This is a genomic window from Flavobacterium tructae (assembly GCF_002217475.1).
Taxonomy (GTDB): Bacteria; Bacteroidota; Bacteroidia; order Flavobacteriales; family Flavobacteriaceae; genus Flavobacterium; species Flavobacterium tructae.
On record NZ_MUHH01000022.1, the window covers coordinates 1 to 13,432 of the forward strand.

Here is a 13,432-nt window from a genome sequence, read left to right on the forward strand (position 1 = left end):
CCCTTTAAAACGATAGATAGCAATAGTAAGGTATTGATTTATGGTGAAAATCCTTTGGGTTATCAACGTGAGCCTGAACCAAATCATTACAATAAAATAAAAAAATACATCCTTGAAACTAAAAATTTCATACTCCCGACATCTATTGTTTTGGCAGTTGATGAAAACGAAATCAAAAAAGTATTAAATCGAGAATTAAATATTTTAGAATTTAATGATTCAAAAAAGGGAATTGAACATAAAATATTAAGAATAGTTGATGGTCAGCATAGAATAATTGCTATGCGAGAAGCAATAAAATCTAAACCTGAATTAGAAAATTTTTTGTTTAACGTTATAATTTTGATAGTCAAACCAGAATCTAGATCTGTAGAAATGGAGATTTTTTATGACATAAATTCTAAGGGAAAAAGATTAAAAGTTGATTTAATAGAATTAGCTCGATTCAATTATAGAATTATTGAAAAAAGATTAAATGAAAGAGAATTAAATGAGCATATTGCAATTCAGACAGCGTATTTTTTAAATGAAAAAATAGAGCAAAGTGTATGGAGTAATGCAATTAAATTTGGAATTCATGACGAGCAAACTATAGGTATAATTGGAGTAAATGCATTTCGAGAATCAATTTTTGGTGTAGTCGATGCATATATAAAAATCAACGATAATAGTAGGTATTTAGATTTAAAAGGGGAGGATTTAATTTTATATTCAAAGGAAGCAGCATTAAACATAGCTGATTTTTTGCATATAGTATGGAATGATATAGTTAAAAAGAAATGGGAATACTGCTTTAAAGAGTCCGAAGTAGTTTACGATCTGTTTTTTGAACCGAAAAATATATATTATAGTAATAAACACTATATTCAAAGAACAATGGGAGCAAAATCAATTAACAATATTGTGAGCAACATTGTTAATGGTAAAACTTCTGATAATGCACGAGGTTTAAATGATAAATCACTTAAAATTATTAAGAATTATATTTCTGAAAGTTATATAAATCAAGATGACTGGTTAGTAGGTGGGACTTTCAGTGGTTATAGCTCTGAATCAGGTTTTAAAAAAGTAATACAATTTATTCTGAATATTAATAAGCCTCAACGTTCATTCCTATAATCAAAAATCAGTTAAAAATCCTGCATTTTTTTGACGCTCATCTTTTTCAAAACTAGCAAGATAGCTTTCAGTTGTTTTTAAATCATTATGCCCCAAACTTTCACTAATGAACGCAATATTAGTTCCTGCTCGTTTTAATACTGTAGCAAAGGTATGGCGAGCTGTGTAAGTAGTAATGTCGCCTAATCCTAAGTGATTGCCAATTTTCTTCATTCTAGTGTTAATTTTTTTTGTCAAATCCTTGGTAATCTTTTTTACACTTTCAGGATCTTCTTTTCCTTTTAAATAAGGAAAAATAAAATTTTCAGGTTTGTAAGTGTTGCCCCATCGTTTTATAATGTCTTCAATTTCATTTGATAATGTTGCGCGAATTTCTTTTCTGGTTTTAGTTGTTCTTTCTGTTTTTTGACGAATAAAACAAATTTCACCATCTTTAATATTTTTAAATTTCAATTTAATAACATCTGCAACATTGATTCCATTGCATAAATAAATAAAAAACCATAAATCCTTATATTTTTCTGTGGTTTCATTGCCATCGCTGAATCTGATAACTTTCCCAAGCTGTTCTAATGTCAAGGCTTTTTTATTTCCTTCACTTGTCGGGATTTCATATTTGCCTTTGCCGAAAGGATATTGGGTGTCTTTTATTATTCCAGCTTTTTTGGCTTCATTCATTATAGTTCTGATTTCTCTCATATGAAACCCTACCGTTGAATGTTTTTTATCAATTAACATGTGCTTTTCGTATCTCTTAAGCCAATCAATAGATATTGCCTCGAACGATAAATTTTTACCTCCGAAACGTTCTATGTTACTTAAAACATTTTTACAAATTTCCATTGTACCGATTCTTTCATCTCTTTTTAAGTTTTCAATTTTAGCTAAAAGTGAATTATTAACAGTTGATCCATTTGCTTTGCTTAGTCTTAAATTCAAAGCATCAAATGAAAATTCTCCCTTTTCAGCTAGGTTTTCAACATTTGCTTTGACGAGCGAAAAACTATTTTCTATACTTTCTCGGGTTTCTTTAAGTAATCTATTTTTACTTTGGGGTAAAAGATTCCATTCTTCGATGGTTAAATCTTTACCAGTTGAATAATGTTTCCTAATTCTTTTGTAAGTGACGCGTATCTTAATTGGGTAAGAACCTTTTTTGTTTTGTTTTCTTTTATCAAGTATAGATGCAACGGTTATGCCGTCTTTTGAGTAGCTAAACATATTTGGTATTTATTTTTTGTGTGTTGCGGAACACACATATTGCACACAAAAATAGCAGAAAAATGAAAATATAAGTAGAAAAATGAAAAGCATTTTAGTATATTCGTCTTGATATACAATACTTTGGTAGGCCTTTGAAAATAAAGGAAAATGAAAGAAAATAGATGAGTTACGACTCATAATCAGGTGGTCCCTGGTTCGAGCCCAGGTGGGACCACAGAAATTCAAGCCTTTACAGCAATGTAAAGGCTTTTTTGTTTTATCAATTAATTAGGATCAATATTACAAACCGGACAGGTTTTTAAAACCGGTCCGGTTTATTTGTTTATAAGGAGAGAAAATGTATTGGTTCATTTCAAGGGCTGCTATCAAAAAAAGAGATTGTAGATTTTATTTATGCCTTGTTTTTTAAAGATTCCGGAAATTAGTTTAATTTTTCTTTACCCGTTCCAAAAGTATAAGTATATCCAACGTAAGGAAAATATTTAAACATTCTGGCCTGTTCGACATTAAAGGTGCTATTACTTAAACTTGTTTCAATGATAAAAGGTGGAGATTGTCCTACGAGATTGTTAACTCCAAAATATAATCTGGATTGGTTGCCGGATTTCGTTTTTTTTGTTTTTGAAACGCCAATATCGACATTGTAATTTCTCGGTAAACGGTAGTTATTAGGTCTTGATATTTCATTGCTTTGGTTGGGATCTACTGGGTACGAGTCTTTTTTGTCATTATAGGAAAAAGAGTCTGGTGCCGAGATTAAAACACCGGAACTATAATTGAACATAGTGGATAGGACCCAGGATTGATTAATATTCCAGGTAACAGCTCCTTTTATTTGATTGGTTATATCGTTTGGAGAATTAAATGTCTGACCATTATTTATTGTTGGAAATCGCAATGTCGATTTGCTCAGGGTATACGACGCCTGTACATCAAACTTTTTGAACTGCTTGGAAAATTCAAGTTCCAAGCCTCTTGAATTGCCAAACCCGATTAGAGGGGATTGTATTTTGTTCTCATCTGAAACATCATAAAGGGGTGGGTACATTAAAATATTGGATACTTTTTTTTCATAAAGCTGTAGTCGGATATATCCTTTGTCTAAAGTTTTTTCATAGCCGGCCTCATAGATAAAAGCCTTTTCCGGAGGTAACTGATCTGTACTCGGCATGCGCAAATCTGAGGGTAAAGCATAGGTGTTCTGGGCAATTTGATGATAAAATTGCTCCATTATGGCATAGGAGGCAAAGAGGCTATTAGAATTGCTGTACTTGTAAACCAAACTGGTACGGGGCTGAAAAGAATTATAAACCTTGTTTTTAGTTAAAAAAGTTGCATAATGTAGACCCGCTTTTATTCGAACTTTATCAGACAGCGTTATATCATTGTCCCAATAGGTTTTGAAATGTAGTGACTTTATCAATTGATCACGGTCAATAGTGTTGTTAGAAAAATTGGTCATATTTATTCGTAAGCCTATAGCACTATTTAGGAATGACGACCAGTGATAATTCAGGTTGTTTTCGATACCTATATCTGTAATACGAAACTTTCTGGTTCCATCCTCATCTGCATTGGCAAACTGGTTGTTATAGTTACTTAGCATTAGAACCGAATTCTGAAACAGTCTGGGATTATATACCCTGTTCCAGCGCAAAGAAAGTGTTCTGTTGTTCCAGGTAAGCTGAGGTGCTTCGGACGAAAAGAAATTTACACGAATAAGATCTCCGCCGGTATAGGCACCAAGGTAAAGCCGATTGGAGGAATTAATAAAATAGTTAATCTTAAAATAGGCATCATACATCCGATATTTAAAATTAATATCCTGATCAAAAATCGCTTCGGTCAAAGCATCAATCCAGCTTCTTCTCGCACTAATCATAAAAGACATCTTGTCTTTTATGATAGGTCCTTCAATCATCGCAGAACCCGTTAGTAAGCCAATATTAGCAGCTCCATGGTAGGACTGTATATCGCCATCTTTTGTTTTAACATCTATGACTGACGAAAGTCTTCCTTCGTAACGAGCCGGAAAACCGCCTTTGTAAAAACTTATTTGTTTGATGGCCTGCGAATCGAAAATAGATAACAAACTCGTAAAATGATTGTAATTGTAAATAGGAACACCATCTAATAAAACCAGATTCTGGTCAGTTGAGCCTCCTCTTACATTTAAAGAAGTGCCATAGGTGCCCGGTTTTAAGGTAAGAAGTTTTAACGGGTCTGATTGCCCCGTTAGAAAGGGAAGAGCGTTAACATGCTGCGTATCGATTATGCTGGAAATCTCATTTAAAGGTTTTTTGGATGACTTAACTTCAACCGGAGCAAGGGATAGTCCCATTTCAAGATTGAAGTTTTTTTTAATGGTTTTGTTTACCAGTATCGTATCTGTTTGTGAAGTAAAACCGGTATAACTCGCATTTATGATGTACTTGTTTTCGGGTAATGTTAGCGTATAATAGCCATAATCATTACAATTAACAGCAATGTTTGTGTTTAAAACTCGTACGGTAGCATAGGGTAGCGCTTCTTTACTGTCGCCTGCATAAACAAACCCGCTAATAGTAAATGGGTCAGGAGCTCGTGAAACCGTGTAGATAATTATTTTATTGTCTTTTTCGAGAAATTTTACTGATTCTGTTTCAAAAAGAAGATGTAGAAGCGTTTTTAATTTATAAGTTCCTTTGTCGATCTTTATCTTTTTGTCAAGATTGAGCTTGTTGTTGCTTAGGGATAAATTTACGCCTTGTGTTATTATGGTGGAAATATAAGCTCCGATACTATCATTTTCTATTTGGATAGTGATCTTTTTTTCCAGCAAGCTTGTTTTTTGTGCTTGTAAAGATCCGGCACAAAAGAAAAGTACAAAATAGAATGAAGTTGTTAACCAGTTATTTATAAAAGAATTACTTTTCACAGGATATGTTTTTCACCCAAACAGTATTGCCTTTTTGTGTATAACTAAGCCCAAACAATAAACGGAATTCTTCCAATATTTCTTTTATGGATTCGTTCTTGAAATTTGTGGTAACGGTGCAGGAATCAGAGATTTTGCCTTCTACCTGTATTTTAATATGATAACAATCTTCAATATCCTGAAAAGCTTTTTGAAGTGGAGTATTTTCGAAAGAAAGAGACTTTGTTTTCCAGGAAAGTAAGTTTTTGTCGGCTGTGTCACTTTTAATTAATCTGCCGGAAGCGTAATGAACCGCTTGTTTTTTCTCCAAAATGACAGTTTGATTAGTAGGAGTGGCGGTAACCTTGACTTTTCCTGTAATCACGTCTACTGATTTTTCTTTTTCTGTTGTTGTTACAACAAAGGAGGTTCCTAAAACTTTTACGGATAGAGTACCCGTATTTACAGAAAAAGGTCTGCTCTCGTCATGTTTTACTTCAAAAAAAGCTTCTCCATTTAAGCTGACAGTACGATTGTTCCATAGAAATCTTTTATAAGTAATACTCGAGTTATCGTTCAGCGTAACTAAAGAACCATCACTCAATTCGATACTTTTTACCTGCCCATCAGCTGTTTGAACGGTTATCTCGGTATTTGCATACAAGAAAGCGAACGTACTTATTAAAATGAAAACGGCTGCAACTGCTGTTGCGTAGATGTATTTTTTGTACAACTGAAATACGGTTGTCTTCGTGGAGGATAAATTTGGCGCTATGCGGTTCCAGGCATTAGCTGTTTCAAATAACTGAGGAGAATCTAATGGCTGACTTTCTGCAAAAAAAATCTTAAGCGAGAGGTATTCATCAGGATTGTTTTTTATCCAATTCATTAACACAGCTTCTTCCTCAGGTTTCGTTTCTCCTGAAAAATGCTTTGCTAATAATACATTAATATCTTGGCTGTCCATGGTTATACCTCTTTTAAATAAAACACAAATTCTTTTAAAACCCCCACTATATAATAACTAAAATACCATATTTTAAAGAAAATAATTAAGTTGGGATGCTGTTTAACAAACTCCCGTATATGTTTGATGGCTTTGCCCATCTGATTTTCTACTGTTTTTATTGATATTCCTAATTTCTCTGCAATTTGTTTATAGCTTAATTTTTCAAGACGACTTAGTTTGAAAATTTCAAGACATTTTGGAGAAATTCCTTTAAATGCATCTTCTATAAGCTGGTTAGCATCTGTTAAGGGCTTCGTTTCGGGGATTTCTTCGGCAATATCGGCAGACATTTCGTCAACGTCAAACATATAGATTTTTTTTCTCAGAATGGATATACACCGATTCTTAACTGCTATATAGAGGTAATATTTAAGGCTCTTTTCAGAAAGTAAATCCTTGCGGGTTTCCCATATTTTAATCATCAGTTCCTGCACTACATCTTCACTTTCATCCCTATCCTGAAGATACTTATAGGCATGATTACATAAGGGCTGATAAAGCTCGTTGAACAATTGTTTAAAATGCTTCAGATCCTCATTCATATCATAAAAAGTAGGGAAATTTTAAAATTTTATTGCAGCGTAATAGGGGTATTTTATTTTTTGACGTATTAGTAATAGGGCAATAAAGAGTTCTTGCCACGAATTTAATTAAAATTATTAAAACAGATGAAAAAGTCAATTATTGTAAGCGCAATTTTTTTAACATTCAGTACACTTGTAGTAAACGCACAAGAAAGGGGTAAACATGAGATTAATCTAACCTATAGTGACGGTGCAACAATGGTTTTTGTAAATGGTTTTGCAGATGTATTTGTTTCCGCACTTACGTTGCAAAAAGAAGGAAGTAAGATTACCTCTTTTGGGAATTTGGGTTTAGGTTATCGAAATCAAATCAGTGAACGAATAAGAGTAGGAGCTGATATTGCTTTTCAGCAGGTACAAGCCAAGAAAAACGACAATAAGAGGACCGATCTCTATTTTATGGTCATGCCAACGTTATCCTTTAGTTACATAAAAACAGAGTGGTTAGATTTTTATGGTTCAGCTGCTGCAGGTGTTATTCTGGATAAATATACAGAAACAGAACCTAACAAGCCAGCCGTTAAAGACAATACTATAGATTTTGCTTTTCAGGTTAATCCGGCGGGCCTTCGTATAGGTAAAAAACTTGGCGGATTTGTGGAAGCAGGATTTGGACATAGAGGAATTATCAGTGCAGGGCTAAACTATAGATTTTAAACGGTAGTTTACTAGAAAAAACAAATTGCCATAACCTATTCATAAATGGCTAAGTATTAAAAAGGACTTAGCCATTTACTTTTACAAAAAGATAGTTATGTATGCATTCGTGTAAAATGTTCTTTTTGATTAGTGGTTATGTTAAAAGGGAAGAGATTATTAATTATGATACTTAACTCTTGAACTAAAGATTGTTCTGTATATATCTATTTAAAACTTTACTTATTCAATAGCATCACATGAAAATGATGGAGTTGTCTCATATAAAATCAATTTCCCTTTTTTTCTTTCATTAAAATCAATAATATAAACTACTTTATTATAAAATATTTCTCTTAAGGTACACACGTCATGATTTTTGAAAAAATCAATTCCCACTATTTGTTTTTTATGTTTTTTTAAAAAGAGTTTGTTTTCAGTTCGTACATCTGATTTTGTTTTTTTGTCTCTTTTTTCAGGGCTTGTGTATTCTTGAAAATAGAATCTTATAAATTTTTTTTCATAACTATTTCCTAAAGTAATCGTATACCACCTTTTTTGAACACCGAAGCTATCAATTGGAAATACGGTTTTAGATTGAAGTTTATTTCTTTTGAAATGAACAAAAATGGTGTCCTGAGAGTCTAAATTCAAAGTGCTTTGAGAATAGATACTGCATACAAATAATAATAGAAATAAAGGTAAGCTTTTCATGTTTTTTGTTTTTTATCTATCTAATTCTATACTTCCAGCATCAATATATTGTTTGTATAAAGAATATTTGTCAGAAGGATATTGAAAATCCTGAGTAAAACAATATGTACTTTGCAATCCGTTCAAACTTAGATAGAAATAAAAATTAAACCAACTAAATGTTGTAGTTGTTAAAGGCTTTAGTGTTGGATGTAATATGTATTGCTCAATATTAGCTCTTTTTGTTGCGGTTGTTACTAAATCCCTAATTTCAGAAAGTACTTTTTGCATAGTAGGAATCATTTTGTCGTACATAAAATCATGTTGTTCGCTAACAGTAGGATACATTGTATTCAGGATTTTTACAAAATCTGCGCCAATGGCAGGATTACTTGCTTTTATAAAAAGATAGGCATGTATGCATTCGTGTAAAATGGTTTTTGCATTTTCTATGTTGGTCTGGCTTTTATCAGTGCCAGAAATTAATATCTGTTTATTTATTTTTATAACAATATTATTTGCACCAGAAAGTTGACTTGTGGTAGCATTTACTTCTTTTTTTGAAGGGTTATTGTCTTCATATACATGTTCTTCAATTTCAAACTTAACATTAAATCTACTGTTATTTTGAAATATATCGATAAATAGTTTTTTAAATTCAGGAGATGTTATTAATGCATTATAAATAGTATTAAATTTTTTGCCTTCAGGCGTATCATTCGTTATGGAGGATTTGTCAATATTCATTGGTGAGTTAGCAGAAGCAAGAATGTCAAAATGTAGGCTAGGATTTAGAATACTCTGATCTATTATTTCTTTACAAAAACTTTTAGCTTCTTCAGAGAAATTATTTGAATTCAAATAACTACCTATGATATTCATAGTGTCAGGACGATTTCTTAAAAAAGCGATTTGAGCTATAGATAGTTTTAATTGAGTGCCTAAAATTTTAATCAGTGGCATTGTATTTACGGGTACATATCCGGTTGGAGGAGTTACTTCAGGACATGGCCCGGCACTTTTTGAAGTATGAGGATGTGGTGGACGAACATCACCGGCATAATACCAATATTGTCCGTTGCTGCCATAACAGTTAGAATGATCATGACCGGAACTGCCATCACCGCCACCAGTATAACCACCACTGCTTGGAGGAGAATTGTACCCCGGAACGCTTGTGTTGAATCCTCCCGGTGCTGGGTTTCCTCCATTACCGCTTCCGCCACCTGCAGCCGGATTGCTTTTGGGATCTGAAGGTGAAGGAACAAAGATTTTATTGCATGGATCATCTCCCGCACTGGACTTCGAGGTGAATTTTCCTGAAGTAATGTAATTAACCTGACTTATTTCGGTGGTACCATCGAAATATTTAAAATCAAAACGGTGTGCTTTAAAATTTTCAAAATCCTCCGGGTTGCAAATATATTTAAAGATGTATTTTTTACTTTCTCCTGTTGGAAGTACATTTATGACCAGATTGTAATACACATTTTCCGGAGTGTCGGGATAAAAGAAGCTAATACTGTAATTGGTGATGTTTTTGTCATCGGTCATACTTACGATGTCATGCATCATAAATATTGGCTCGTTTAAAGTTTCAGCATTAGTGGATTTTGAACTGTTTTTTGTTCCATCAGTGTTGATGTATTGCTGAATGTCAGCCGGAAGTTCATTGGCATTTATAAGTTTCTTTTCAAAAGGAACTGCTGATTCTGTTTTGGTTTCATGTTGTTCATTTGAATCTTTTTCGCAACCTGTCAAGGCAAGAAAAACAAACGCTAAGGCGTACTTAAATAGCTTTTTCATGATTATTGGCTTATAATAGTTAGTAAATCGGAGTATATAGTGCGGTAAGTTTGTTTTTGCGAAGAACTCAAATATATAAAAATAAACTTACATTTTTAGCAGAAGACAGAAAATATTTATGTTTTAATTTGAAATACTTTTTATTATTGAAAACAGATATTGCTTTAGGTTTTCTAAGGAAACCTGTTTTGTAAAGTGTTCAGGCTTTATGTTGTCTTTAGTTTATAGTATTTTATTTAGCTCATCGAGCAATTCTATTTCGTCACTGGGTAATAGTTGTACTGCGATTTCAAGTAAGTTGATGATATCAATGTCAGTCTCCGATGGATCACTTTTAAGCGTTTGAATACAGGTTCGTAGTAAAGATGAAATAGTTGAATTTAACTCATTGTAACTGGCTATTTTGAAACAAGACACAACCGAATCATTCTGCTGTTCGGATTTCAGGTTTGTAAAAAAGTTCATTCTGGAGACTAGGTTTAAAAATTTGGTTATTTGTACTGTACGGTCTTCTTTCATGGTGTATAGTTTTTAAATTGATATAATACTCTTTTGACATCATTTATCATTTAAATGTTTAGCTGTTAATTGATTCAAGTTTTGCCATTTCATACAAATATAAACAAATTCGACTTATAAGTCGAATTTGTTTTAAAAAATCATGAGGTTACTTCTTTTTCTTTGTTTTATGAAAACGATTGATAAGTTAGAAGTTGAAATAGTCGATAGAATTTATAAGCTTTTTCTGGATAAATATTCGGGAAACAAAAGTAGTTTTGCTAAAGCAAGTAACTGCACTGAAACCACTGTGAGAAGAATTCTAAGAAATGAGCAAGGAATTACTGTAAATCTTCTGATTAGAATGGCAGATGCACTTGATACCACTTCCAGTGAACTTTTGAAAGATTTACATCTTAGAGATAAGGAATAAATATTGTTGTGTGGAGTTTTACGATTTTGTAGCTCTTGATAAAGTCGTCGAGCTTTACGAGCGTTTGCTTCAGGCCGAAAAAGAAAAAGTAGAATACTTGGAAATATTGGAAAAAGGGAAATAACCTTTTGATAAATTTCAAAAAGACCGTTTCGGATAACGAAACGGTCTTTTTGTATTTTACAACACATCCCTTTTGTAATGAAAGGAGTTTAGATTTGTAAAAACAGAAATGGGAATTTTATATTAGAAGCGGTATTTTGCTGCCACAGATATATTTCTGCCCGATGCATTGATACCCGACGCAAAAACACGGTACTGTAGGTCTAAAATATTCTCAATTCCGGCATAAAGTGAAATATTTTTATCAACCATAAAGGATGTTTTGAAATTAAAGGTTTGCCATGCTGGCATACCTTCTTTTGGGGCATATTTTTGGTTGTCCTCACCATTTGTAGAATAATCGCTTATATCTTTCTTGCCATTAAATAATGTATAGAAATCCAAAAGCATCACTTTATTTTCATATTTCAATCCTGCTTTTCCATACATTGGAGAGATATGATCTAATGGAGTGTTCCCCGCACGGTCCATTATTTCCCCTTTGGTAAAAGTTACCATACCATAAATTCCCAGTGGTTTTGTGATAGCCATTTTCAGGGTGGAAGAAAAACCGCCTATATAAGCATTCCCTTTATTTTGCATGGCAAAGACCTCGCTTTGCACTCCTTCGTATATCACCGAACTTTGTCCATTATATAAAAAATGATCGGTAACAATGGCATCAAAAAGACGGGTATAATAAACCGTATTGTCAAACTGAACTCTCTTTCCCTGTCCCAATGCTACAGTAAAATCGGCTGTTACTGATTTCTCAGGAGCAATATTTCGATTAGGGACAATCAAGGTTCCGGGCACTGATTCGAAAAGCTTTCCTAAATCATCCACGTTTGGGACTCTGTAGCCCGAAGCCAAATTGAAAACCAATTTAGTACTCTGAATATTCTTTGCCATTCCGGCAGTACCGCTATATGTGAAGTTACTCTGCTCGATGACATCATATGGAAGTCGGAAAAAAGAATTATTAGCAATAGTACTTTTTAAGGAAGAGTAACCTGTACGAATCCCCAAATTATAGAACGTAGTTTCGTTTATTTTTTCATTATAAGTTGCAAAAACATCTGCTCTAAAGGTATGATTTATGCCGTTTGGGTAGCGAGTATCTGTTGGAGAGACAATACCGGTGATGCGGTTTGAACTTGTAGCAGTCGAATTCAGATTATCATAAAAAAATTCGGTTCCGTAAAGAAAGTCACCCTTACCTAGTTTCCTTCTGAAATCTGCGTTAAAAGCAAATACATTTACTTTTTCGACCTGACTTTTAGTTTTGTCATCGTTAAATTTTCTTGAGATTCTGCTTTCTTCAATGTTTTGATAGCTCACTCCAAGATTCATATCACTGTTGAACAAGGCCTTTTGTTTCGAAAATTTATAAGCCGAAAGGAATCTTTTTTGCGGACCATAATTCCAAACAGCATATTTCAGCCCCGAACCCGATGGATCTGTCAGACGATCATATCTTGGCACATCTGAAGAAGAGGAATATTGCAGATTCAAGCTGTGCTGTGTGTATTCATCTTGTTGAAAAAGTATCTTTTGCATGGCATTATATTGCTTATATCCGGAAAACTTCTGAATAAGCGGATTCTCATTCTGTATCAGATTATCTACATTGTTCGTAGTTTCAACATATTGAGGACGCTCGCCAAAAGATCCATTTTTTCTATTAGTATTGGCTCCCATTCTCAAATCACCGTAATTATTATACGAGAAAGAGGATAGAGAACTCCATCTTTTACCTGCAAAATTAATGTCAAAATACTGTGTTGATCCCTTATTGGCGCTGTTGTATCTTGACATTGCATTTGCTGAAAACATTTTGTTATCCGTTTGGGACAGAAACATAGGGTTTTTGGTTCTCATATTGATGGCACCACCCAACGCATCGCTCCCAAAAATAGTAGATGCAGGTCCGAAAAGAACATCAATCTGTTCCAGCGAATTTTCGTCAACCGTAATGATATTTTGTAGATGTCCCGCTCTGTAAATAAGGTTGTTCATTCTGATTCCATCGATCAAAAGTAAAATCTTATTGGATTCAAAACCTCTTAACACGGGACTTCCTCCACCCTGTTGCGATTTCTGAACAAATACGGAACCTGTGTTGGCTAGTAAATCGGCAGTATTTTGGCTTTTTTGAAATTCTATTTCCTTTTGCGAAATGTGTTTCATATCCTGCGTCGACTTGGAGTAACGTTCTGTAATGATATGTACTTCTTTTAGTTTTTTTGGTTCTGTAGTATCAGAAATCTGCTGTGAATAAGCTGCAATGACACCAAAGAATGCTGTTAAAAAGTGTATTTTTTTCATGTAACAATAATTTAATTTAAAATTTTCTTCTGAATAGAAGAGTTGTTGATATGGTATTATAAAACGTTGGGATTACATAATTCCTAAAATCTATGAATGTTAAT

At 33.4% G+C, this 13,432-nt stretch carries 11 protein-coding genes and 1 pseudogene; 4 read left to right on the forward strand and 8 right to left on the reverse strand.

All coding sequences use genetic code 11. The annotated features are described in order from the left end of the window. On the forward strand, positions 1-1,119 hold a 1,119-nt coding region (locus B0A80_RS09875), incomplete at its 5' end, for a DGQHR domain-containing protein (RefSeq protein ID WP_089077190.1). On the opposite strand, the gene B0A80_RS09880 is transcribed toward B0A80_RS09875, so the two are convergent. The 4 genes from B0A80_RS09880 to B0A80_RS09895 all read right to left on the reverse strand — a co-directional run bounded on the left by B0A80_RS09880 (position 1,120) and on the right by B0A80_RS09895 (position 6,790). After that, a complete protein-coding gene (locus tag B0A80_RS09880; RefSeq protein ID WP_089077191.1) occupies positions 1,120-2,340 on the reverse strand; it encodes a site-specific integrase in 1,221 nt (406 codons plus the stop codon). A gap of 424 nt (positions 2,341-2,764) precedes the next feature. Next, a complete protein-coding gene (locus tag B0A80_RS09885; protein ID WP_089077192.1) occupies positions 2,765-5,260 on the reverse strand; it encodes a TonB-dependent receptor in 2,496 nt (831 codons plus the stop codon). Further along, positions 5,250-6,206: a FecR family protein gene (locus B0A80_RS09890; RefSeq protein WP_070906455.1), complete on the reverse strand. Its 957-nt coding sequence runs from the start codon at positions 6,204-6,206 to the stop codon at positions 5,250-5,252. Before B0A80_RS09890 ends, B0A80_RS09885 begins: the two co-directional genes overlap by 11 nt. Before the next feature lie 2 nt (positions 6,207-6,208). Further along, entirely contained in the window at positions 6,209-6,790 is a 582-nt protein-coding gene (locus tag B0A80_RS09895) for an RNA polymerase sigma-70 factor (protein WP_089077193.1), read from the reverse strand. A gap of 126 nt (positions 6,791-6,916) precedes the next feature. Here B0A80_RS09895 and B0A80_RS09900 point away from each other — a divergent pair, with 126 nt between their 5' ends. After that, complete coding sequence (locus B0A80_RS09900; protein WP_089077194.1) at positions 6,917-7,489, forward strand: hypothetical protein; 573 nt, start codon at positions 6,917-6,919, stop codon at positions 7,487-7,489. Between the two features lie 222 nt (positions 7,490-7,711). On the opposite strand, the gene B0A80_RS09905 is transcribed toward B0A80_RS09900, so the two are convergent. The 3 genes from B0A80_RS09905 to B0A80_RS09915 form a co-directional block, all read right to left on the reverse strand. Beyond that, positions 7,712-8,182: a hypothetical protein gene (locus tag B0A80_RS09905; RefSeq protein WP_123923405.1), complete on the reverse strand. Its 471-nt coding sequence runs from the start codon at positions 8,180-8,182 to the stop codon at positions 7,712-7,714. 12 nt (positions 8,183-8,194) lie between these two features. Next, positions 8,195-9,967 (reverse strand): hypothetical protein, encoded by a 1,773-nt coding sequence (locus tag B0A80_RS09910; RefSeq protein ID WP_089077195.1) that lies wholly within the window; start codon positions 9,965-9,967, stop codon positions 8,195-8,197. A 222-nt stretch (positions 9,968-10,189) separates the two neighbouring features. Then, a complete protein-coding gene (locus tag B0A80_RS09915; protein WP_124020566.1) occupies positions 10,190-10,432 on the reverse strand; it encodes a hypothetical protein in 243 nt (80 codons plus the stop codon). A gap of 196 nt (positions 10,433-10,628) precedes the next feature. Between B0A80_RS09915 and B0A80_RS09920 the strand changes: the two genes are divergently transcribed. Both B0A80_RS09920 and B0A80_RS09925 read left to right on the forward strand, forming a co-directional pair. Beyond that, a complete protein-coding gene (locus tag B0A80_RS09920) occupies positions 10,629-10,898 on the forward strand; it encodes a helix-turn-helix domain-containing protein (protein WP_233430734.1) in 270 nt (89 codons plus the stop codon). A gap of 25 nt (positions 10,899-10,923) precedes the next feature. Further along, positions 10,924-11,022: pseudogene (locus tag B0A80_RS09925) on the forward strand (transcriptional regulator); the annotation flags it as partial. 122 nt (positions 11,023-11,144) lie between these two features. Here the strand turns inward: B0A80_RS09925 and B0A80_RS09930 are convergent. Then, on the reverse strand, positions 11,145-13,328 hold the full coding sequence (locus B0A80_RS09930; RefSeq protein ID WP_089077196.1) for a TonB-dependent receptor plug domain-containing protein: 2,184 nt from the start codon (positions 13,326-13,328) through the stop codon (positions 11,145-11,147). Positions 13,329-13,432 lie beyond the last annotated feature (104 nt).

What these genes read in the sequence shown, in the direction of transcription:
- B0A80_RS09880 (WP_089077191.1), bottom strand. Translation starts at nt 2,340, where the DNA reads ATGTTTAGCTACTCAAAAGACGGCATAACCGTTGCATCTATACTTGAT.
- B0A80_RS09890 (WP_070906455.1), bottom strand. Translation starts at nt 6,206, where the DNA reads ATGGACAGCCAAGATATTAATGTATTATTAGCAAAGCATTTTTCAGGA.
- B0A80_RS09895 (WP_089077193.1), bottom strand. Translation starts at nt 6,790, where the DNA reads ATGAATGAGGATCTGAAGCATTTTAAACAATTGTTCAACGAGCTTTAT.
- B0A80_RS09900 (WP_089077194.1), top strand. Translation starts at nt 6,917, where the DNA reads ATGAAAAAGTCAATTATTGTAAGCGCAATTTTTTTAACATTCAGTACA.
- B0A80_RS09905 (WP_123923405.1), bottom strand. Translation starts at nt 8,182, where the DNA reads ATGAAAAGCTTACCTTTATTTCTATTATTATTTGTATGCAGTATCTAT.
- B0A80_RS09910 (WP_089077195.1), bottom strand. Translation starts at nt 9,967, where the DNA reads ATGAAAAAGCTATTTAAGTACGCCTTAGCGTTTGTTTTTCTTGCCTTG.
- B0A80_RS09915 (WP_124020566.1), bottom strand. Translation starts at nt 10,432, where the DNA reads ATGAACTTTTTTACAAACCTGAAATCCGAACAGCAGAATGATTCGGTT.
- B0A80_RS09920 (WP_233430734.1), top strand. Translation starts at nt 10,629, where the DNA reads ATGAGGTTACTTCTTTTTCTTTGTTTTATGAAAACGATTGATAAGTTA.
- B0A80_RS09930 (WP_089077196.1), bottom strand. Translation starts at nt 13,328, where the DNA reads ATGAAAAAAATACACTTTTTAACAGCATTCTTTGGTGTCATTGCAGCT.